Annotated in this window: 16 protein-coding genes; 9 read left to right on the forward strand and 7 right to left on the reverse strand. The window is 66.5% G+C overall.

Annotated elements, in window-relative coordinates; genetic code table 11:
• The first annotated feature begins 342 nt into the window (after nt 1-342).
• The 5 genes from AAGT95_RS09825 (at nt 343) to AAGT95_RS09845 (ending at nt 7,299) form a co-directional block, all read left to right on the forward strand.
• Nucleotides 343-2,943 carry a TRAP transporter permease gene (locus tag AAGT95_RS09825; protein WP_110602467.1) on the forward strand — a complete coding sequence of 867 codons (2,601 nt, stop codon included), beginning with the start codon at nt 343-345 and terminating at the stop codon, nt 2,941-2,943.
• Between the two features lie 96 nt (nt 2,944-3,039).
• The gene (locus AAGT95_RS09830; RefSeq protein ID WP_110602759.1) at nt 3,040-3,513 is read left to right on the forward strand and encodes a DUF4385 family protein; all 474 of its coding nucleotides are present in this window, start codon (nt 3,040-3,042) and stop codon (nt 3,511-3,513) included.
• A gap of 52 nt (nt 3,514-3,565) precedes the next feature.
• Complete coding sequence (locus AAGT95_RS09835; RefSeq protein ID WP_342596364.1) at nt 3,566-4,366, forward strand: MOSC domain-containing protein; 801 nt, start codon at nt 3,566-3,568, stop codon at nt 4,364-4,366.
• Nucleotides 4,367-4,991: 625 nt separating this feature from the next.
• Nucleotides 4,992-5,651 (forward strand): carbonic anhydrase, encoded by a 660-nt coding sequence (locus AAGT95_RS09840; RefSeq protein ID WP_342596365.1) that lies wholly within the window; start codon nt 4,992-4,994, stop codon nt 5,649-5,651.
• A gap of 43 nt (nt 5,652-5,694) precedes the next feature.
• Nucleotides 5,695-7,299: a SulP family inorganic anion transporter gene (locus AAGT95_RS09845; RefSeq protein WP_342596366.1), complete on the forward strand. Its 1,605-nt coding sequence runs from the start codon at nt 5,695-5,697 to the stop codon at nt 7,297-7,299.
• Nucleotides 7,300-7,445: 146 nt separating this feature from the next.
• Here AAGT95_RS09845 and AAGT95_RS09850 read toward each other — a convergent pair whose 3' ends face one another.
• From AAGT95_RS09850 to cra, 3 genes are all read right to left on the reverse strand, one after another.
• Nucleotides 7,446-7,916 (reverse strand): GNAT family N-acetyltransferase, encoded by a 471-nt coding sequence (locus AAGT95_RS09850; RefSeq protein WP_342596367.1) that lies wholly within the window; start codon nt 7,914-7,916, stop codon nt 7,446-7,448.
• Nucleotides 7,913-9,817, reverse strand: coding sequence for an alkaline phosphatase D family protein (locus tag AAGT95_RS09855; RefSeq protein WP_342596368.1), 1,905 nt, complete (start codon nt 9,815-9,817; stop codon nt 7,913-7,915). The genes AAGT95_RS09850 and AAGT95_RS09855 overlap by 4 nt, the downstream gene beginning before the upstream one ends.
• Nucleotides 9,818-9,905: 88 nt before the next feature.
• Entirely contained in the window at nt 9,906-10,889 is a 984-nt protein-coding gene (gene cra, locus AAGT95_RS09860; RefSeq protein ID WP_342596369.1) for a catabolite repressor/activator, read from the reverse strand.
• 282 nt (nt 10,890-11,171) lie between these two features.
• Between cra and ptsP the strand changes: the two genes are divergently transcribed.
• From ptsP to AAGT95_RS09880, 4 genes are all read left to right on the forward strand, one after another.
• Nucleotides 11,172-14,069 (forward strand): phosphoenolpyruvate--protein phosphotransferase, encoded by a 2,898-nt coding sequence (gene ptsP / locus AAGT95_RS09865; protein WP_342596370.1) that lies wholly within the window; start codon nt 11,172-11,174, stop codon nt 14,067-14,069.
• Nucleotides 14,069-15,031 carry a 1-phosphofructokinase gene (pfkB, locus tag AAGT95_RS09870; RefSeq protein WP_342596371.1) on the forward strand — a complete coding sequence of 321 codons (963 nt, stop codon included), beginning with the start codon at nt 14,069-14,071 and terminating at the stop codon, nt 15,029-15,031. The genes ptsP and pfkB overlap by 1 nt, the downstream gene beginning before the upstream one ends.
• 11 nt (nt 15,032-15,042) lie before the next feature.
• A complete protein-coding gene (locus AAGT95_RS09875; protein WP_110602761.1) occupies nt 15,043-16,833 on the forward strand; it encodes a PTS fructose-like transporter subunit IIB in 1,791 nt (596 codons plus the stop codon).
• Between the two features lie 160 nt (nt 16,834-16,993).
• On the forward strand, nt 16,994-17,530 hold the full coding sequence (locus tag AAGT95_RS09880; RefSeq protein ID WP_110602481.1) for an O-acetyl-ADP-ribose deacetylase: 537 nt from the start codon (nt 16,994-16,996) through the stop codon (nt 17,528-17,530).
• Nucleotides 17,531-17,652: 122 nt separating this feature from the next.
• On the opposite strand, the gene AAGT95_RS09885 is transcribed toward AAGT95_RS09880, so the two are convergent.
• The 4 genes from AAGT95_RS09885 to folB form a co-directional block, all read right to left on the reverse strand.
• Nucleotides 17,653-18,345 (reverse strand): response regulator, encoded by a 693-nt coding sequence (locus tag AAGT95_RS09885; RefSeq protein ID WP_342596372.1) that lies wholly within the window; start codon nt 18,343-18,345, stop codon nt 17,653-17,655.
• A 12-nt stretch (nt 18,346-18,357) separates the two neighbouring features.
• Nucleotides 18,358-19,878 carry an ATP-binding protein gene (locus AAGT95_RS09890; protein ID WP_342596373.1) on the reverse strand — a complete coding sequence of 507 codons (1,521 nt, stop codon included), beginning with the start codon at nt 19,876-19,878 and terminating at the stop codon, nt 18,358-18,360.
• Nucleotides 19,879-20,063: 185 nt separating this feature from the next.
• Nucleotides 20,064-20,594, reverse strand: coding sequence for a 2-amino-4-hydroxy-6-hydroxymethyldihydropteridine diphosphokinase (gene folK, locus AAGT95_RS09895; protein ID WP_342596374.1), 531 nt, complete (start codon nt 20,592-20,594; stop codon nt 20,064-20,066).
• The gene (folB, locus tag AAGT95_RS09900; protein ID WP_110602487.1) at nt 20,594-20,947 is read right to left on the reverse strand and encodes a dihydroneopterin aldolase; all 354 of its coding nucleotides are present in this window, start codon (nt 20,945-20,947) and stop codon (nt 20,594-20,596) included. The genes folK and folB overlap by 1 nt, the downstream gene beginning before the upstream one ends.
• Nucleotides 20,948-21,037 lie beyond the last annotated feature (90 nt).

Consider the following 21,037-nt stretch of genomic DNA (forward strand, 5'->3'; position numbering starts at 1 on the left):
GACGCCATTCTCGATAGAAGGCGTTGACACTCTGGCGCGGCGGTTGTCTGCAACCGCCGCGCCGTTGGATGGAATCCCCGCGACGGTGATCGTCGCATCGAATCAAGCGTGAACCGATGTCGTGTCGACGTCGGTCCACTCACCGGCCGCCAAGGGCGCCGGGCCCTTTCTCGAGTGAGAGAGTAGGGGGCACTGTTTTGCACAACAGCGAACGGAACGCCGAGGGCGAGATATCATCGCAAGGCGGACAGGCCTCGATGGCGTGGCGCTCCGGAGCCCTGTGGCGCAACCATTCGCTCGCGCAGGCAACGATTCCGTGTTTCCTCACGTCAGGATCTGCTCATGACCGATAACAAGACTTCCGGCCCCGATCAGGCCAAGCTGGAAGAACTGGCCGCGACCGATACCGGTGGTCGCAAGTTGACCGGAACGCCCAACCGCATCCTGCTCGGTGTGGCGGCGCTGTGGTCGCTGTTCCAGCTCTGGATCGCTTCGCCGCTCCCCTTCATCGTCGGGTTTGGCGTCTTCAGTGCCACCGAGGCACGCTCCATTCACCTGGCTTTTGCGGTTTTCCTGGCCTTCATGGCTTACCCGGCGTTCAAGCGCTCGCCACGAGAGCGCATGCCGATCCTCGATTGGGTGATGGCCTTGGTCGGGGCGTTCTGTGCGTCCTACCTCTACTTCTTCTACGCCCAGCTATCGCAGCGCCCCGGTGCGCCGATTCTGCAGGACGTGATCGTCGGTGTGGTGGGGATCGTGCTGCTGCTCGAGGCGACACGCCGAGCGCTCGGCCCGCCGCTGATGATCATCGCGCTGATCTTTCTGGTCTATTCCCTGGCGGGGCCCTACATGCCAGGGATCCTGGCCCACCGTGGCGTCAGCTTCTCCGGGCTGGTCAACCATCAGTGGCTGACCACGCAAGGGGTGTTCGGCATCGCGCTGGGGGTCTCCACCAGCTTCGTCTTCCTGTTCGTGCTGTTTGGCGCACTGCTCGACAAGGCCGGCGCCGGCAACTACTTCATCAAGGTGGCGTTCTCGCTGCTGGGGCACTACCGCGGTGGCCCGGCCAAGGCCGCCGTCGTCTCTTCCGGCCTCACCGGCCTGATTTCCGGCTCTTCGATCGCCAATACCGTGACCACCGGCACCTTTACCATTCCGATGATGAAGCGCGTCGGTTTCAGCGCTACCAAGGCAGGGGCGGTCGAGGTCTCCTCGTCCGTCAACGGCCAGATCATGCCTCCGGTGATGGGCGCGGCCGCGTTCCTGATGGTCGAGTATGTCGGCATTCCGTATATCGAGGTGATCAAGCACGCCTTCGTCCCCGCCGTGATCTCCTATATCGCGCTGCTGTACATCGTCCATCTCGAGGCGCTCAAGGCGGGCATGCAGGGGCTGCCCAGCGGTAACCCGCAGCGGCCCTGGCTCAACAAGATCCTGGGCTTCCTGACCGGGCTGGTCGGCATCATGGCGCTGGCATTCGCCGTCTACTACGGCATCGGCTGGCTCAAGCCGGCGCTGGGCGATTCGGCTTCCTGGGTCATCGCCCTGGGCGTTGGCGCCGTCTATATCGCACTGCTGAAGATTGGTTCGCACTATCCGGAACTGGAAGTGGACGACCCCTCCCAGGAGATCACCCAGCTGCCGCGCACCAAACCCACGGTGATGGTGGGGTTGCACTACATCCTGCCGGTGATCGTGCTGGTGTGGTGCCTGATGGTGGAGCGCCTGTCGCCGGGCCTGTCGGCGTTCTGGGCCACCGCCTTCATGATCTTCATCATCCTGACGCAACGCCCGGTCGACGCTTTCTTCCGTGGCAAGAGCGAGCTGGCCAGCGACATCAAGCGTGGTGGCATGGATCTGTGGGACGGACTGATCGATGGCGCCCGCAACATGATCGGCATCGGTATCGCCACTGCGACCGCGGGGATCATCGTCGGCGCCGTCGCGCAGACGGGGGTTGGGCTGGTGCTGGCGGATCTGGTCGAAACGCTGTCGATGGGCAACCTGCTGCTGATGCTGCTGCTCACCGCGGTGCTCAGCCTGATTCTGGGCATGGGGCTGCCGACCACCGCCAACTATATCGTGGTTTCCGCGCTGCTGGCGCCGGTGATCGTGCAACTGGGCGAACAGAACGGGCTGATCGTGCCGCTGATCGCGGTCCACCTGTTCGTGTTCTACTTCGGCATCATGGCCGACGTCACGCCGCCGGTGGGGCTGGCCTCGTTCGCGGCGGCGGCGATCTCCGGCGCGGATCCGATCCGCACGGGCTTCCAGGCGTTCTACTACAGCTTGCGGACCGCGGCGCTGCCCTTCCTGTTCATTTTCAACACCGATCTGCTGCTGATCAATGTCGACTGGCTTCACGGGATCGTGATTTTCATCGTGGCGACGGCCGCCATGCTGATCTTCGCAGCGGCGACGCAGGGATTCATGCTGGTCAGGAGCCGCTGGTACGAGAGCCTGCTGCTGCTGCTGATTGCCTTTTCCCTGTTCCGCCCCGGTTTCTGGATGGACATGGTCGATGCGCCCTATGAAGAGGTGCCACCGGCTCAATTCGAGCAGGCGCTGGGGGAGATCGGCCCTGATGGCCACCTGATGACGCGGATCGAGGGGCTCGATGCCTATGGCGCGCCGACCAGTTTCGTGATTCAGGTGCCGGCGACGGAGGGCGAGACCGGGGCCGAGCGGCTGCAGAGCCTGGGCCTACATCTGATGCAGGAAGATGGCAAGATGCTGGTGGACATGACCGATTTCGGCAGCCAGGCGGAAAAGCTGGGCTTCGACTTCGATCAGCAGATCGTCTCGGTGCGTATCCCCAGGTCGCAGTTGCCGAAAGAGCTGATGTGGATTCCGGCGCTGCTGCTGTTCGGGCTGGTCGTGATGCTCCAGCGGCGTCGCCGCGGACCCAAGGACGGCAAGTCCGAGCACCTGGCGACCGCCTGACGCCGCGTCGCGTCCGTGTCAACATGACGGCCGTCTCTCGCGAGGCGGCCGTTTTCGTGGCGAGGCGTCATCGCGCCGTCAATGCATGACGACATCATGACCGGAAGTGAGGTGAACGTGAGCTTTCCCGACGCATCCATCGATTATCGCCGCCACCCCGAGTGCTACCGGATCGGTCATGGCGAGCGTGGCGTCTTTCATGTCCAGCCCTACAAGGACGAGCTGCTGCCGCTGTGGGCAATTCGCAACGAAGCCGATGCCAGACAGGCGATCGAAGACTTGAGCGCCAGATACAGGGCCTATCGCGAGCAGGACGATTTTGTCGGCATGGACATGGCGCGGAAATATCTACAGATGGGCTATACCCGGGCCCGGCGCTATGCGCGCTACCCCGGCGGGCGCAAGAAAGATGCCGACGGTAGCCTACGCCAGCCCGGCAATGCCGACCCGGAGAAGGCACGTATCGCCGAGCGCTATCAAGTGGCGCTCGACGCGGTACGCAGCGATGATGCCTATCTGCGTGCCAAGCGCGACTATCAACGCCGCCGCAAGGCGGACAGGCGTCGATGACAGGCCGCCCATGGGCGGCATTACCCGTGTGTTTTCTGACAGGAGCCCCTTCGTGCCAACGCTTTCTGCGATTTATCGCTACCCGATCAAGTCGACCGCGGGGGCGTCCCTGCGCCATGCGCGGGTCGAGGAGGAGGGCGTTGTCGGCGATCGCCGCTTCATGGTGGTCAAGCCTGACGGCACCTTTATCACCGCCCGAACCCATCCCGGGCTTCAGCGAGTCCGGGCGCAGTTCGACGGCGAGCGGCTGACCCTGACCCATGACGCCCTGCCCCCGGTGGACGTGGCTCGCGAGGAGTTCTCGGGCCACCCCTTCGATACCCAGGTCTGGGCCGATCCCTTCACCGCCACCACCACTCACACCTCGCTCGACGAATGGTTCAGTGACGTCGCCGGCGAACCGGCGCGGCTGCTCTGGCTGGGGGAGCGGTCATCGCGCTATCGGGACACGATCGGGGTGAGAGTCAGTTTCGCCGATGGCTATCCGTTGTTGCTGATCTCCGAGGCCTCGCTGGAGGATCTCAACGCCCGCACCGACGGCACGCACGTGATGGCGCAGTTCCGGCCCAACCTGGTCGTCGCCGGCACCGTGCCCTACGCCGAGGACGGCTGGAAGCGCATTCGCATCGGCGAGGTGACATTTCGTGTCGATGCGCCCTGCGCTCGCTGCGCCATGGTGACGGTCGATCCGGCCCGGGGCGAAAAACGTCGCGACAAGGAGCCGTTGAAGACGCTGGCGAGCTATCGACGCGGCGACAAGGGAAAAGTCTTTTTTGGCCAGAATCTGGTGGCGGAAAACCGGGGAGAGGTCCGCCTGGACGATGCCATCGAAGTGCTGGAAACGAGCCGTTGAGACGACCCGTCGAGGTGAACCGGGGATGAACCTGTCATGAATTGAAGATGAACGTAGTCTTCCGGTAACGTTCAGATAACCTGAACTGTCGACCGGATGAGTATCGTTCATTTTCACGCAAGGTTATCGATCAAATTGTTACATTAGTTTTTATTAAATATTCGATGTGTCCGAGCGGGTGACCGACAAGCGGCCATCCGCATGATGGCGCCTTTCATCCAGCGTTAATCCGCCATTCACCGCCCGTTCAGACTCGCCGCCGAAAGCCGCTCGAATCGGGGTGACACTCTGGACAGCAGCATGGCCGCTAGCCCTCTCTGCATGTAACGGCGTGTGAGTGCCGATGTCTGGCCGGCATTCCTGAATCAACATTCAATCACCTCGCGTTACAAAATTTGCTGTCGGCAAATCACTTTTTGCTTGCCCGCACCTACCCCTCCGCCTTACGACTTTAAGCGAAGCCTACGCCTTTGGTCTCATGGCTGCTCCCAACCGTCATCGAGTCGTCGGCAAGGCCGGGAAATTTCGAGTTTTCGTTTATCCGTCACGCAATGGCGTCAGTCGACTCAAAAGCCATGATGGCGCTGAACGACGACCCGCCATTGGTCATCTAGGGGTGTTAGACATGCAATTCTTCGATCGTCTGCTGCTTGAAAACCGCGCCTGGGCCGCCGGCATGAAAATGGCCGATCCAGGTATCTTCGAACGTCTGCATGAGGGGCAGGCGCCCGCCGCGCTGTGGATTGGCTGCTGCGACAGTCGCGTACCGGCGGAGCAGATCTGCAACGCCAAGCCCGGTGAGCTGTTCATTCACCGCAATATCGCCAACCTGGTGCACGAGGACGATGCCAATGTATCGAGCGTCCTGGAGTTCGCCATCAACGCGCTGAAGGTGGATCACATCATCGTCTGTGGCCACCGTGGCTGCGGCGGTATCCAGGCGGCGGTGAGCGGTGGTGACGCCCTGCAGGCCTTGCCGTACGTCGACCAGCACCTGGGCCAGGTCAAGCAGCTGGTCGCCGAGCGCGAGGAAGAACTCGGGCGTTTCTCTCAGTTGAGCGAGAAGGTCGACCATGTCGTCGAGCTCAACGTCATCGCGCAGATCGAGCGACTGTCGACCATGTCACTGGTCACCGACAGTTGGCAGGCGCGCAAGGCGCCGAGTCTGCACGGATGGGTCTACGACCTGGCGAGTGGGCACCTGGAAGAGGTCTATCGTCGCGAGCCCGATTGGGCGGAAGGTGCTTCCGCCGAACCGAGCTGGCAGCGCGCTGCCGCCGGGTGAGCCGACACTTACCGCTGTGACTCATGGACTCGAGGACACGACAATGACACAAACGACACGATCGGCACCGTCGACCCACACGGCATCGAATCGGCATGACCGGCCCACCACGCTCTCCCTACGCCACCTCTCGCGGGACATCCCTGCCGGTATCGTGGTCTTTCTAGTGGCGATTCCACTCTGTCTGGGGATCGCTTTGGCCTCGGGGGCACCGCCCATTGCCGGGCTGGTGGCCGGCATGGTCGGCGGGCTGGTGGTGACGATGTTCAGCGGTTCGGCGCTCAGCGTCAGCGGTCCGGCGGCCGGCCTGACCGTCATCGTGCTGGATGCGATCGAACAGTTGGGCAGCTTTTCCGCTTTCCTGATCGCGGTGGTGCTGGCCGGCGCGCTGCAACTGCTGATGGGGGTCTTCAAGCTGGGCCGGATCGGCGCCTTCGTGCCGACCTCGGTGATCAAGGGCATGCTGGCCGGCATCGGCCTGATCCTGGTGCTGGGGCAATTCCCGATGGCGCTGGGACATCCGCTGGAGGACATGCCCTCGATCACCGAACCGGTCGCCCTGTTCAGCGGCATCTCGCCGCTGGCCACGCTGATCGCGCTGTTCAGCCTGGCGCTGCTGGTGCTGTGGGAACAGCCGGTGATCAAGCGGCACCGGGCACTGGCATTGATCCCGGGGCCGCTGCTGGTGGTGCTCGGCAGTATCGCCATCGATCGCCTGGTGGGCGGCGCGATGCCCGGCTGGGCGCTGGGAGCGGGGCACCACATCGATCTTGGCGGTCTGTCCGGACCCTCGGAGCTGATCGCCCAGATGACACGTCCCGATCTCGGTGCGCTGGCCAATCCGGCGGTCTATACGGTCGCCATCACCATCGCCATCATCGCCAGCCTCGAGACGCTGTTGAGCCTGGAGGCCATCGACAAGCTCGATCCGCTCAAGCGGCACTCGCCGCCGCACCGCGAATTGAAGGCCCAGGGCATCGGCAACATGGTGTGCGGGCTGGTCGGGGCGCTGCCGGTCACCGCGGTGATCGTGCGCAGCTCCGCCAACGCCAATGCCGGCGGACGTACCCGGCTGTCGAGCCTGATTCACGGCGGGCTGCTGCTGGTGAGCGTGGCGTTTCTGGCGGTTTGGCTCGAGCTGATTCCCCTGGCGACGCTAGCGGCGATCCTGCTGCACACCGGCTACAAGCTGGCCAAGCCGGCACTGTTCATGGAGCAGTATCGCGAAGGCATGCGTCGCTTCATTCCCTTCACCGTGACGGTGGTCACGATTCTCGCCACCGACCTGCTGATGGGCGTACTGGTGGGACTGGTCTGCAGCCTCTACTTCCTGCTCCAGTCCGGCTACCGCTCGGCCATCACCTGCACCCGGCGCGGCGAGCACATGCTGCTGAAGTTCCAGCAGGATGTGTCGTTTCTGAACCGTGAGGAGATGCGCCAGTGTCTCGACGCCGTACCGGACAACGGCGAACTGATCATCGATGCCCGCGGGGCGAACTACATCGATCCTGACATCCGCGAGGACATCGACCGATTCGTCGACAATGCGGCAGCACGCGGGATCGTGGTGGAGCTGCGTGACGTGGAAGGCACCAACGGCACCTTCGGCCATGTCGAATCGCCTCCCGGCGCCGCTCACGCGGTCTGATCGATGGCCGGTGCGTCCGGCAGTGACCGCCGCGCCTCTGAAGAGGCGCGGCGGTTTGCGTTTCAGCGGTCCGGTATCACTGGCCTCGCCCTGTCATGTCGACGCCCCGGCTTGCCCGGTACCGAGTGTCGAGCGACCATCGCGGGTCAGAGCGGCTTGCGCAGATAGACGCGCTTCAGCCCGAGCTCTTCGGCGCGATGCGTCTCCATGTAGCCGTAGCGTCGGTAGATCGCCAGATTCTCGTGCATCAGCTCCTGGGTGTAGAGCGTGATGTCGCGAAAGCCCAACTGGCGAGCGCGGGCTTCCGCGAACTCCAGCAAGATCCGGCCGAAGCCGCGGCCCTGGGCGGACGAGCTGACCGCCACGTTGTCCAGCAGCAGGGTGTCGGGCTTGGGGATCAGCACCAGCAGGCCGACGATCTCGCCGCCGGCCTGCAGCAGGTTGACGTAACCGGCATCGATATAGCGCGCATAGCGCTTGTCGTCGATGTCCTGTATCGGCCCCGGCGTCTTGCCGATGCGGGCGATGTAGTGGCCGTAGGCGTCGCGGACCAGCGCTTCCACCACGCTCAAGTCCTCGGCGGTGGCCACACGCAGCCTGGCATTCGTCGGGTTCATCGGCGCTCCTTGTCAAACCGGGTATCGCAGTCGTCGGCGCCCAGTTGCATGACCTCGGTCGGCGCGCCCTCGGCGTCGAGTTTCACCTGGCCGATACCGGCGCGATTCCACAGTCGCTCGCCTTTCGCGCTGCGCTCGGGGCGGTAGGGTTCGATCAGCATGCGGCGGCGCTTGGTGAGCCAGTTGAGCGGCGACCAGGGCGCATAGAGCCAGCGATTGAGGCGGTCGAACCCGTCGAGCAGGGTATCGGGAAAGGTATTCTTGAGACCGCTGCTGGTGATCTGCCACATCTGGGGGCTGTTGCGGCGCTGGCGAATGGTGATCGCATAGACGAAGGAGTAGTGGACGTCGCCGGAGAGGATCACGTAGCGCTGCGGGGTGCGACTATGGCGCAGGATGTTGAGCATGGTACGGGCAGCCCCGGGGTGTGCCATCCAGTTCTCGGCGTCGACCAGCAGCGGCTTGCCGAACCAGGTGAACAGGCGCTGGATGCCCTCGATCAGCTTGACGCCGAAGATCGGGGCCGGCGACACGATGATGACCGATGGTTCCCCGAGCAACGCCTGCTGGAACTCGCTCAGTGCTTCCCAGTCCATCAATCCCGAGGGACGGTGGCGCTTGCGCTCGCTGCGCCAGCGTCGGGTGCGCGTATCCAGCACCACCAGGCGAGGCGTCGAGTCGATGGTGTAGCCCCAGCCGGTGAAGCGCAGCAGCCGGGTCACCAGTTGGTCGTGCAGTTGGCAGTCGAAGCCGCTGTCACCGGTGGCGGAGTCCAGCCACTCGCGGCTGGCGCGCAGCGGCTCGGCCAGTCCATCGGGATCGTTGCCCCAGCCCTGGCAGAACAGGTAAGCGATCAGGGCATTGCCCACGATCCGGCGCGAGAAGGGATGGTCGTAGACCGCGGCTTCCCAGGCGGCGGAGAGGTTCCAGTCGTCGGTGACGTCGTGGTCGTCGAAGATCATCAGCGTGGGCAGGTGGGCGAGCAGGCGTGCCACCCCCGGCAGCCCGGTGACGAACGCATCGATATGCCGCTGCTCCCGGCGATAGCGGTCCTGCTCCTCCGCGCTGAGGCGGGGCGGCTCGACCTCGATCAGCCGCCATGGAGTGGGCGACCAGACCAGCAGGTACATCGCCATCACCTCGGCGAAGGTGATCAGGTGGTTCTCGGCGCTGGCGGTGGTGAAGATCGGCTTGCGCACGCCACCGAAGAACTTCTCGCGCAGCGCCTCGGTGGAGCGGATCGCCGGCAGCAGTTCGTCCCGATGATAGTAGGTCTCGTCGCGGGCATAGAGCTCGCGGCCGCTGGCAATGTCCGTCCCTTCCAGGCATTCGTCGTGGAGGCCGAGGCGGGCGATCAACGCATGGATGGCGGCCAGCATCGGGCCGGCGACGTCGTCGGCGTAGATCTGGTCACCGGTCAGCAGCAGTGCCGCCGGCCTGGCGGCGGCGTCGTCGTGGCAGCCGTCCAGCCAGCGGTCGGCGCGTGCCAGGCCGTCCCCGCTGGCGTGGTGGGGTTTGCGACAGGAGCCATGAAGCAGATTGTCGTGACGCGAGCGCAGCACCAGCGTGGGGAGCGGCTCGTTGCCGTAGCACAGCGCCTGGCCCCAGTCGCCGGTCGAGCACCATTCGGATTCGCCACGATAGGCGAGGTCGTAGGCGATGCGGACATCCTGGGGCAGGGCCGCATCCAGCTCGAGGTCGATCAGATGGAGGTGGGCGTGGGTGCCCACTTCGACCCGGGTGGTTGCTGCGGCCAGCGGGTGTGTCCATGACGCAGCGGCGGTGGTCAGGGTCAGCTGGAGCTCGAGCGGGCGTGATGCGGCCAGCCACAGCACCAGCCGCCGCGGCGCCGCCCGGCGGAGTATCGGCCCGGCCAGGATGTCGGGGAGGTCGTCTGACAAGTCGCGGTTCCTGAAAGTCTCGATGGGCCAAGCATACTTCAGTCGTGGCTCCCGGCCACGCCCCCGGTGAGGATCCATCGCTGTACGTTCAGCGCCGTCGCTTGAGCGTCCTGTCGATCACGTCCAGTCCTGGCGTATAGTCGCCACGGGCCGCCTGCAGGGCTCTCGCCAGCGCCTGCTCGGCGACCCGGTCGTGGTCCTGGGGCAGCGAATTCACCTTGCAGGGCAGGAAGTCGAGCAGCCGGTCGTCGCCGAAGGTGGCCAGACGCAGGTCGGCCGGGGGGGCGCCGTCCGCGAGCAGCACGTCGAGCAGACCCTCCATCAGGGTGTAGGAGGCGGTGACGATGGCGTCCGGCAAGCCGTCGTCATCCAGCAGTCGTTGGATCAGCCGGGCGCCGCTATCGCGGTCGTAGCGCTCTCCGCTGAAGCAGCGGGGATGGCACCTGGGCTCGCTGGCCAGGGCATCCAGAAACCCGCGCCGCCGCTCGGCGCTGATCGAGAGATCCGGGACGGCATCCAGCCACACCACGTGGGTCACGTCGTCGGCCAGCACCGAACGGGTCAGCATCTCGCCGGCGGCGCGACCGTTGGTCACGATATTGACGAAACGCTCGGGATCCAGCGGTCGGTCGATGGCGATGATCGGCAGTCCCTGAGCCAATAGCTCGACGTAGAACGGATCCTGGGGGCTCAGGCTGCTGGCGACCAACAGCACGTCGCAGCGCTGGGCGCGCAGGGACCTGGCGACCTCGCGCTCGCTCTGCGGGTCGTCGTCGGAACCGGCGATCAGCAACTGGTAGCCCTGCCGGCGCGCACCATGCTCGAGACGTTTGGCCAGCCGTGCATAGCTGCCGTTCTCCAGATCCGGCACGATCAGGCCGAGGGTGCGGCTGTCGCCTCCCCGCAGTGCGGCCGCCTGGGCATCGATTCGATAGTCGTGGGCATTGGCGATGGCCAGCACCCGTGTCACTGTGGCATCGCTGATGCGTCTTGCTTTGGCCTGGCCGTTGAGGACATAGCTGGCGGTCGTGCGGGAGACGCCGGCCAGTCGGGCGATATCGGCAAGCTTCATGCAAGGCTCCTGCAAGGCTCATGGGAGGGGGCGGCGCATTTTTCACGGTCTGAACGATACCGCGTCGGGCCCTGGCGGCCCAGTCTGATTTCGGCGACCGTGATGCCGGCCATGGCGTGAGGCGAAGGTCTAGCTTGCCAAACCGGTCGCCAGCGGAGAGCATTGGCACCATTGAGGTGACACGATTCAGCTAGGGCGCTCGAAGCTGTCCGTCCGGCTGACCCCGGCGGCGCCGGACTGGCCACGAGTCGTGCATCGAACGACCCACTCGGAGAGATCGTTATGTTGACCCTCCAGCCGCAAGACGCGGCGCTCGATTGCCACGCCGACAGTTGGCAGGAGGCGCTGGATCAGGCCGCCGCCTCGTTGCACGAGGCCGGTCTGGTCGAAGCCGGCTATCGCGATGCCCTGCATGCCCGCGAGGCGCAGGGCTCGACCTTCCTCGGCAGCGGTATCGCCATTCCCCACGGTACCCCCGAGAGCCGCGGGCAGATCCACCGCACCGGCGTCCGCCTGCTGCAGTTCCCGGCCGGGGTGACCTGGCACGACGGCAATCGGGTGTTCCTGCTGGTGGCGATCGCCGCCGCCAGCGACGAGCATCTCGACGTGCTGCGCCATCTGACTCACGTCCTCGATGACGAGGGGGTCGCCGAGCGCATCGCCAACGCCGACAGCGCCGAAGCGATGGTCGCGCTGCTCGCCAAATCGCCGGTCAAGGCGCGCCTGGACGCCGGCACGCTGTGCCTGGGCTTTCCGGCGCGGGATCGTTTCGAGCTGGCGTTGGCGGCGGCGGCGCGACTGCGCCAGGCGGAGTGCGTCGACGCGCGCTTCGTCGCCGCGATCACCGAGCAGGAGCCGGTCGCGCTCGGTCAGGGGCTGTGGCTGGTGAGCGCTTCCCTCGGGGTCAGCCAGCCGGCGCTGGGGCTGGCGACGCCGGAGCGGTCGTTCAGCGGTCCGAAAGGCGTGGTCAATGGCGTCTTCTGCGTGGCGGCGCAAGGCGACGTGCACCGGACGCTGCTGGAGCGGCTGGCGGATCTGCTGGACAGCGGCGAAGGCGAGGCGCTGATCGATGCCGACGCGGATCACGTCCTGGCGCGGTTGTCCGGCGAATCGAACCAGGCCGAGACCGCTCGGGCGACGCTGCTCAATGCCCATGGCCTGCACGCACGACCTGCCAAGTTGCTGGTCCAGGCGGCCCGCGAGCAGTCGTTGCCGGTTCGGGTGCGCTTGATGGAGGGCGCGGCGGAGACGGTTTCCGCCGCCAGCCTCACCAAGGTCATCGGGCTGGGTGCCCGACGCGGTCAGACGCTGATCTTCTCCGCCGAGGGGGAGGGGGCCCAGGCAGCGCTGGCGGCGATGGTCGCTGCCGTCAAGGCGGGGCTCGGTGAATCGGTGCGCCCGCTGGCGGACGGCGGCCTCGCCGATCGTGCGTCTCGAGACGAGACCGTGGCGCCAACGGCCGAGACCGTGCAGGAGCCGATCGCCGACGACACGGCGTTGCCGGCCACGGCCGCCTCGCCGGGCCTGGCGATCGCGCCGGTCTTCGTGATGCGCTCGCCCAGCTTCGACTACCCCGAGCGGGCTCGCGATCTGGCGTCGGAGCAACAAGGGGGGGCCGAGCGCCAGCGAGAGCGCTTGCGTGCCAGCCTGAACGAGGCGCGTGATCAGTTGCATGCGCTGATCGGCACCGCCAAGGGCGGCGACGTGGCCGAGATCCTCTCCATGCACGCCGAGATGCTCGACGATCCTGAGCTGCACGAAGCGGCCTTCGAGGGCATGCGCGATGGCCTCAGCGCCGAAGCCGCCTGGTGGCAGGCGATCGATACCGCGGCCCGCGCCCAGGAAGTGCTGGCGGATCGCCTGCTGGCCGAGCGTGCCGCTGACCTGCGCGATGTCGGCCGTCGCGTGCTCGGCGTGTTGTGCGGGGTGAAGATGCCGACTCCGCCGTCGCGTCCCTACATTCTGGTCACCGACGACATCGGGCCCTCCGATGTGGCGCGTCTCGATACCGCCCAAGTGCGGGGACTGCTGACCGCCCGCGGCGGCGCCACTTCCCACAGCGCCATCCTGGCGCGGGCGCTGGGCATCCCCGCCGTCGTGGGTGCGGGCCCGCGGGCGCTGACGCTCGCCAACGACGATGAACTGATCCTCGATGGCGATCTCGGCCGGGTGATCGTGCGCCCCAGTGCGGAGCGCCGTGATCGCGCCGAGCTGCGGCTCAAGGAGCTCGAGCGTTTGCGCCGCGAGGCCCATGGGGCGCGCTTCGAAGAAGGGCGCACCGCCGACGGCAAGCGTATCGAGGTCGCCGCCAACCTGGGCAACACCGCTCACGCCGCCGACGCGGTAGAGCAGGGCGCCGAGGGTGTCGGGCTGCTGCGCACCGAATTCCTGTTCATGGCGCATCCGGAGGCGCCGGATCTGGAGACCCAGATCGGCGAGTACCGACGCGCCTTCGACGCCCTCGATGGCCGTCCGCTGGTGGCGCGCACGCTGGATGTGGGCGGCGACAAGCCCCTGCCTTACTGGCCGGTGGCGGCGGAAGACAACCCCTTTCTCGGCCTGCGCGGCATTCGTCTGGCGCTGACCCGACCCGAGGTGCTCGAGACCCAGTTGCGGGCACTGTTGACCGCCGCCGGTGATCGGCCGCTGCGGATCATGTTCCCGATGGTCAAGGACGTCGACGAGTACCGCCAGGCGCGCGCCATCGTCGACCGCCTGCAGGCGGAGATCGGTGCCGGCGACATTCAGGTCGGAGTGATGATCGAGATTCCTTCCGCGGCACTGCTGGCACCGAGCCTGGCCGCCGAGGTCGATTTCTTCTCCATCGGCACCAACGATCTGACCCAGTACACCCTGGCGATCGATCGTGGCCACCCCGAGCTCTCTTCCCAGGCGGATGGCTTGCATCCGGCGGTATTGCGGCTGATCCAGATGACCGTCGAGGCCGCCCACGCCGAGGGCAAGTGGGTCGGCGTCTGCGGCGAGCTGGGGTCGGATGCCGCCGCCGTGCCGGTGCTGGTCGGCCTGGGAGTCGATGAACTGTCGGTGTCGGTGCGCCAGGTGCCGATGGTCAAGGCGCGGCTGCGTGGCATCACTCAGGCAACGGCGCGGCTGCACGCCGAGACGGCGCTGGCCCAGGCCACCAGCCAGGCCGTGCGCGATGCGCTGGAGGCGCTCTGATGGCCCATGTGCTGGTGGTGACGCTCAATCCGGCGCTGGATCTGTCGATCCAGTTGCCGCGACTCGAGCCGGGGGCGGTCAATCGCACGCGGTCGTCGCATCTGGCGGCGGCCGGCAAGGGTCTCAACGTGGCCCAGGTGCTGGTGTCGCTGGGCCATCGGGTGACGCTGTCGGGCTTCCTGGGCGCGGACAACGATACCGCCTTCGTCCAGGCCTGCCGGCGCGACGGTATCGAGGATGCCAGCCTGCGCCTGCCCGGCGAGACCCGGATCAACGCCAAGCTGGCCGAGGACGACGGCCGAGTGACCGACGTCAACGGCCCGGGGCTCGAGGTCTCCGAGGCCGCGCTGGCCGAGCTGACCGAGGCGCTGGTCGCCTGCTGCGAGACTGCGGCGCCGTCGGCGGTGGTGGTGACCGGCAGCCTGCCACCGGGCGTGTCTCCCGCGGCGCTGGCGAGGCTGATCGAGACGCTCAAGGCGAGCGGTATCCCGGTCTGGGTCGATACCAGCGGGCCGGCGCTGACGGCGGCACTGGCGGTGGCGCCTCACGCGGCCAAGCCCAACGAGCAGGAGCTGGCCGATTGGGCCGGCGGCCCGCTGGACGACCCGGCCTCGCAGCTCGATGCGGCCCGGCGGCTGCATGCGGCCGGTATCGAGGAGTCGATACTGTCGCTGGGTGCGGCGGGTACGCTGTGGGTCAGCCGCCGCGGCGAATGGCGGGCGATCCCGCCCAGTGTCCAGGTCAAGAGTACGGTGGGGGCCGGCGACACCCTGCTGGCCGCCTTGCTGCATGGGGTGATCGCGGATCAGGCACCGCAGGACGCACTGCGCCAGGCGACGGCGCTGGCGGCCGAAGCGGTCCGGCATGTCGGTGTCGGTAATCCGCACGTCGAGGATTTCCAGCAACTACTGCAACAGACGCGTGTCACTCGCTGTGGCGACACGCGTCAGGAGGGGGCATGAACGGTGAACGCATGAACGTCATTCTGGTTACGGCCTGCCCCAGTGGCATGGCGACGACCTTTCTGGCCGCGAGACGGCTGGAGCAGGCCGCGCGGCGTCGCGGCTGGCAACCCCAGATAGAGATGCACGGCGAGCTCGAGCCGGTTGCGCCGGTATCGGCCCAGGCGATCGCCGAGGCAGACCTGGTCGTGGTGGCCGCCGAGCGGGTGCCGGAAGCGTCCCGCTTCGTCGGCAAGCGGCTCTACCGTGCCCCGGTCCAGCAGGCGCTGCCCGATCCCGAGGCATTTCTCGAGCGCGCCGCCCGCGAGGCGACGGCGTTCGATGCCGCCGACGAGCCCGCCGACGCCCCGGCGGTGGCCGAGGCGAATCCTTCCCGGGCCAGACGGATCGTCGCGGTGACTGCCTGTCCTACCGGGGTGGCGCACACCTTCATGGCCGCCGAGGCCCTAGAACAGGCCGGCCGGGCACTGGGTCACCGGATCCATGTCGAGACCCAAGGCTCTGTGGGCGCCCAGAACCCGATCAGTGAAGCCGATATCGAGGCCGCGGATATCGTGCTGCTGGCCTGCGACATCGAGGTCGACGACACCCGTTTCGCCGGCAAGCCGATCTACCGCACCTCCACCGGCAGCGCCCTCAAGCAGCCACAGCAGACGATCCAGAAGGCCCTCGCAGAGGCGCAGGTCGAGTCGGCCGGCAGTGAAAAAGGGGCCGGCGGCGAGCGCAAGAGCGCCAAGGAGCGCGGGTTCTACAAGCACCTGCTGACCGGTGTCTCGTTCATGCTGCCGATGGTGGTGGCGGGCGGGCTCTGTATCGCGCTCTCGTTCGTGTTCGGGATCAAGGCCTACGAGCAGGAGGGGACGCTGGCGGCGGCGCTGATGCAGATCGGCGGTGGTACCGCCTTCGCCTTGATGGTGCCGGTGCTGGCCGGCTACATCGCTTACTCCATCGCCGACCGTCCGGGCATCGCACCGGGGATGATCGGCGGGATGCTGGCCTCCACCCTGGGCGCCGGCTTCATCGGCGGGATCCTCGCGGGCTTCCTGGCCGGCTACTCGGCCAAGGCGGTGACTCGCTACGTCAGGCTGCCGGCGAGCGTCGAGTCGCTCAAGCCGATCCTGATCATCCCGCTGCTGGCGAGCCTGTTCACCGGGCTGGTGATGATCTACGTGGTGGGCACGCCGGTGGCGGCGATCCTCTCCGGACTGACCCAGTTCCTCAACAACATGGGCTCCACCAATGCGGTGCTGCTGGGCCTGCTGCTCGGCGCGATGATGTGCTTCGACATGGGCGGCCCGGTCAACAAGGCGGCCTACACCTTCGGCGTGGGGCTGCTGTCGACCGAGACCTACATGCCGATGGCGGCGATCATGGCCGCGGGCATGGTGCCGCCCATCGGCATGGGGCTGGCCACGTTCCTGCGGCGCAGCCGGTTCGCCCAGGCCGAGCGTGAAGCGGGCAAGGCGTCATTCGTGCTGGGCCTTTGCTTCATCAGCGAGGGGGCGATCCCGTTCGCCGCCAAGGATCCGTTGCGGGTGATTCCGATCTCGATGCTCGGCGGTGCGGTGACCGGGGCGCTTTCGATGTGGTTCGGCGTCAAGCTGATGGCACCGCACGGCGGCTTGTTCGTGCTGCTGATCCCGAACGCGGTCAACCTGGCGCTGCTCTACCTGCTGGCCATTGCCGCCGGCTCGCTGATCACCGGGATCGGCTACGCACTGCTCAAGCGTGGCGGGGCGGAGACGGTGCCGGTCGCACCGGCCTCGCCCGACGTCGCCGGGATGAGTCGCCAGGCTTCCTGACACGATTCCGATTCGCGAGCAGCGGCATCGCATCCTACATTGGGTGGATGAAGACGGGATCGGTACGGACGGGGACGATCAAGACCGGCTGGCAACGGCTCGTTGCCGTCGGCCTCCGTCCTGGTGCCGATGACCCGACCGCAACCAGCCGAGGTGGGCAATGAAGATTCACTGGCAGGGTGATCGCCTGACCGTCGCCGAGGGCGATATCACCCGGTTCGAGGGCGATGCCATCGTCAATGCCGCCAACAGGAGCCTGCAGGGGGGTGGCGGCGTCGATGGGGCGATTCATCGTGCGGCAGGTCCGGAACTGCTCGAGGCGTGTCGGGAGCTGCGACGCACGACCTGGCCGGACGGCTTGCCCGTCGGTGAAGTGGCGATGACGCCGGGTTTCAAGCTGCCGGCGCGTCACGTCATCCATACGGTTGGGCCGGTATTCGCCAAGTCGGAAGATCGTTCCGAACTGCTGGCCGACTGCTATCGCAACGCCTTGCACCTTGCCGCCGAGCATCGATTCGAGCGGCTGGCCTTTCCCGCCATCTCCACCGGGATCTACGGCTATCCGGCCGCCGCCGCCGCCAGCATCGTGGCGGCGGTGATGCGCGAGCGACTACCGGCGCTGCCCGGCCTCGCGGTGACGCTGGTGTTCTTCTCGGCGAGAGACGCCGATGGCTTCCTGAAGAGCGCTTCCCTCTAGGGCTGGCTCAAACTATCCACGCGGTCGCGACGTATCGAGTGAACAGGCCCCCTAGGCGCCCCCGGTAACCGCCGCTACCGCAGGGGAAGGGTGATCCTCGTTTCCCGCTCCGGTCGCTGGCCTCACTCTTCCGGCTGGTACTTGTAGCCGACCCCATAGACCGAGCGGATGATGTCACGCTCGGGCCAGACGTCGGCGATCTTGCGGCGCAGTTTCTTGACGTGACTGTCGACGGTGCGCTCGGAGACGATGCGGTGGTCGCGATACATGTGGTCCATCAACTGGTCGCGGGAGAATATCCGGCCCGGGCTGTGCATCATTACCTTGAGCAACTGGAACTCGACGGCGGTCAGGTTGAGGTCCTCGCTCCCCGCCATGGCACGCCAGCCATCCTCGTCCAGCGTCAGGTGATCTCCTTGGGGGAGCGCTTCGTCCGTGCCGGTGATGCCATGGCTGCGTCGCAGCACGGCCTTGACGCGAGCCACGACTTCCCGGGGGCTGAAAGGTTTGCAGATATAGTCGTCGGCGCCCAGTTCGAGCCCCAGCAACCGATCCACCTCTTCGACCCGTGCGGTCAGCATGATCACCGGGATGGCGGGAAATCGCTCGCGAATCTGGCGGCACAGGGTGAGGCCGTCGGTGCCGGGCAGCATCAGGTCGAGCAGCACCAGCATCGGCTGGTTCTCCTCCAGCCACTCCATGACGGCGTTGCCGTGGTCGATGTGGTCGGAGGCATAGCCGCTCTTCGACAGGTAATCGGCGACCAGGCGGGCGATCTTGGGTTCATCCTCGACGATCAGAATGGTGTCGTTCATCAAACCGGCTCCCTATCGATTGGTATGGCTGCCGCTGCTGCTGGCCGGCTCCCCGGCGGGAGAAGAGGGCTCGGCGGAGGATTCGGCAGGCAGGTCCAGCGGAAACGCCAGCGTCCATCGCAACCCGCCCAGTGGTGAAGCGGAGGGTGTCAGTACGCCCCCTTGGGCCTCGATCAGCGCCCGGGCGATGGAGAGGCCCAGCCCGCTGCCGCCGCTACGGCGGCTGCGTGAGCCCTCTACCCGATACAGCCGTTCGGTCAGGCGAGGCAGTTCGTCGGCAGGCACCCCCGGCGGCGTATCCTCCCAGATCACTTCCGCCTTGTCGTGCCGTCGCCGCAGGGTGACTTGCAGCGTACCGGGGCCGTCGGTGTAGGCAATGGTGTTGGAGAGCAGGTTGTCCCATAGCTGGCGCAGGCGCTGACTGTCGGCGCGCACCCAGACGGGGGCAGTGTCGAGCCGAAGGGTCAGACCGTGGCTCTCGAGGCGCAACTCGCTGTCCTCGAGCCGCTGGACCAGCGACTCCTCGAGATCCACCGGCACCAGATGCATGTCCAGGGCGCCAGCGTCGCTCTGGGCGAGCAGCCGCAGATCCTCGACCAGGTGTCCGAGCTGGTCGACCTCCTGTTGCAGCGATCCCAGGTTGTCCGGCGACAGCGGCCGCACGCCATCCTGCATGGCCTCGATCTCACCCCGCAGTACCGCCAACGGCGTGCGCAGTTCATGAGCGATATCCGCGACCCAGCGCTGCCTCGCGCGCCGGTTGGCCTCGAGGGTCTCGGCGAGTTGGTTGAAATCCGCGGAGAGGCTCGACAACTCGTCGCGGCCACGTTCGGACAGGCGCACGCTGTAGTCGCCCAGGGTCAGACGCCGGGTGGCCAGCGTCATGAACCGGGCACGGCGACCCAGCCACCAGGCCAGCCCGCCCGCCAGCAGTAACGAGGTAAGAAACAGCGCGCCGACGATGATCGTGAGATTGCGCTGCTGGCGCTCGAGAAATATCTGGTCCATGCGCGCCATGAGGCGTTCCGGCGGGAGGTAGCCGAGTTGCCCCACCAGCTTGTCGCCGCTGCGGATGGGAACGAAGTGCGGCTCCGGCGGTGGCGGAATGTCCAGGTCGAGGTCCTGCGGCGGCGGCTTGAGCAGGGGTTCGCCGATGACGGGGTTGCTCAACTCGTCGAGCAGCACGTAGCCGCGGGCGTCGGAAAGTTGTCGATCGATCCCGGTCGGGGGGTGGCGGTCGCTCGACCATAGCTGGCTGCGGACCAGGCTCTGCCAGGCGCGGGGGTTGTCGCGCAGCCACTGCCAACTGCCGCGCTGCGTCCACTGCTCTCCCAGCGCGTTGGCCAGCGTTTCGGCCCGTGTCGACTGGCTGCGTTCCAGGTAGTTGACGAACCCTTCGTCCAGGCTTCTCGAGACGAACACGAACACCAGGCCGCTGATCAGCACGTTGGTGACCAGGATGATGGCGAAAAGCTTGAGGCTCAGGCGTGACAGCCGCGGCCAGTCACGTCGACTGCTGAGCGATGGAAGCATAGGGGCAGGCTTTTCCACGAATGACGACGATCCCTAAGTGTGACGCAACGCATGGCAGTGACGGTTCAGGCAATCGGCAAAGATTGTGGAGATTGCCACACCCGCCTCTGCGCTTCGAACTTTCGGCTCCGGGCTTCTTGCCCCGGTGCGCCGGGTTCGGGGAACGGTAGAGGGCGGCTCCGACATCAGGTCTCGTCGCTTCGGGATATCCGTCGCTCGCCCCAGACGAAGTCGATCGGCCGGTGGGGCTGGTCGGTGGCGTCGAAGGATGCCCACAGTGCGGCGAACGTGACGCCGCTGACCGGGTGCCGGTGCGCCGGCAGCAGCTCCGCCAGCGGATGGAGCACGAAAGCATAGCGCTCGATGTCCTCCCGCGGTAGCCGCCGGGTGTCGTCGCACTCGACGCTGTCGCCCCACAGCAGCAGGTCGATGTCCAGGGTGCGGGCGACGAACTTGGCCGGCCCTGCCGGGCGGCCGTTCTCCCTCTCGATCGCCTTGCAGTGACGATCGATCGTCGCCGGGGAGAGTTCGGTTTCGAAGGCCACCACCATATTGTAGAACGGGCGCTCGTCGTCGAAACCGACCGCCGGGCTTTCGAAGACCCGGGAAAGCTGCAGCGGGTGAGGGGCGGCGAGCGACTCCAGCGCCTCCAGCGCCCGGGTCAGATGGTGCTGGCGCCGGATGTTGCTGCCCAGCCCGAGAGCGACCAGCGGCATCAGTCGACGCTGCGCTCGATGCGCACGCCCACGGCGCGTGCCGCCGCCACCGCTCCCGGCTTGCGAACGGTCAGGCGCAGGTGGCGGATGCCGAACTCGTCGATCAGCAACGCCGCGACGCGCTCCGCAAACGTCTCGACCAGGCCATGGGCGTTGGCGTCGGCATAGTCGGAGAGACGCTGGCAGATGGCAGCGTAGTCGAGTGTCCGGGAGAGATCGTCGGCACGGGCCGCCGGGCGAATGTCGGTGCGAAGCTCCAGGTCGAGCTCGAGGCGTTGGCGCACCTTGCGTTCCCAGTCGTAGACGCCGATCACCGTCTCCAGGCTCAAGCCTTCGATCAATACCTGATCCACGCGACCTCCTCGTCAGCGCTGATGTCCGTCAGCGTTCATCGTGCGGGCGGTGGGTCGAAGCGGACCCGCCGTCCAGGGTGGCGTCGATTG

This window comes from Salinicola lusitanus, from assembly GCF_038648475.1.
Taxonomy (GTDB): Bacteria; Pseudomonadota; Gammaproteobacteria; order Pseudomonadales; family Halomonadaceae; genus Salinicola; species Salinicola lusitanus.

What these genes read in the sequence shown, in the direction of transcription:
- cra (WP_342596369.1), bottom strand. Translation starts at nt 10,889, where the DNA reads ATGAAGCTTGCCGATATCGCCCGACTGGCCGGCGTCTCCCGCACGACC.
- AAGT95_RS09825 (WP_110602467.1), top strand. Translation starts at nt 343, where the DNA reads ATGACCGATAACAAGACTTCCGGCCCCGATCAGGCCAAGCTGGAAGAA.
- AAGT95_RS09890 (WP_342596373.1), bottom strand. Translation starts at nt 19,878, where the DNA reads ATGCTTCCATCGCTCAGCAGTCGACGTGACTGGCCGCGGCTGTCACGC.
- AAGT95_RS09850 (WP_342596367.1), bottom strand. Translation starts at nt 7,916, where the DNA reads ATGAACCCGACGAATGCCAGGCTGCGTGTGGCCACCGCCGAGGACTTG.
- AAGT95_RS09880 (WP_110602481.1), top strand. Translation starts at nt 16,994, where the DNA reads ATGAAGATTCACTGGCAGGGTGATCGCCTGACCGTCGCCGAGGGCGAT.
- AAGT95_RS09875 (WP_110602761.1), top strand. Translation starts at nt 15,043, where the DNA reads ATGAACGTCATTCTGGTTACGGCCTGCCCCAGTGGCATGGCGACGACC.
- folK (WP_342596374.1), bottom strand. Translation starts at nt 20,594, where the DNA reads ATGCCGCTGGTCGCTCTCGGGCTGGGCAGCAACATCCGGCGCCAGCAC.
- ptsP (WP_342596370.1), top strand. Translation starts at nt 11,172, where the DNA reads ATGTTGACCCTCCAGCCGCAAGACGCGGCGCTCGATTGCCACGCCGAC.
- AAGT95_RS09830 (WP_110602759.1), top strand. Translation starts at nt 3,040, where the DNA reads ATGACCGGAAGTGAGGTGAACGTGAGCTTTCCCGACGCATCCATCGAT.
- pfkB (WP_342596371.1), top strand. Translation starts at nt 14,069, where the DNA reads ATGGCCCATGTGCTGGTGGTGACGCTCAATCCGGCGCTGGATCTGTCG.
- AAGT95_RS09845 (WP_342596366.1), top strand. Translation starts at nt 5,695, where the DNA reads ATGACACAAACGACACGATCGGCACCGTCGACCCACACGGCATCGAAT.
- AAGT95_RS09840 (WP_342596365.1), top strand. Translation starts at nt 4,992, where the DNA reads ATGCAATTCTTCGATCGTCTGCTGCTTGAAAACCGCGCCTGGGCCGCC.
- AAGT95_RS09885 (WP_342596372.1), bottom strand. Translation starts at nt 18,345, where the DNA reads ATGAACGACACCATTCTGATCGTCGAGGATGAACCCAAGATCGCCCGC.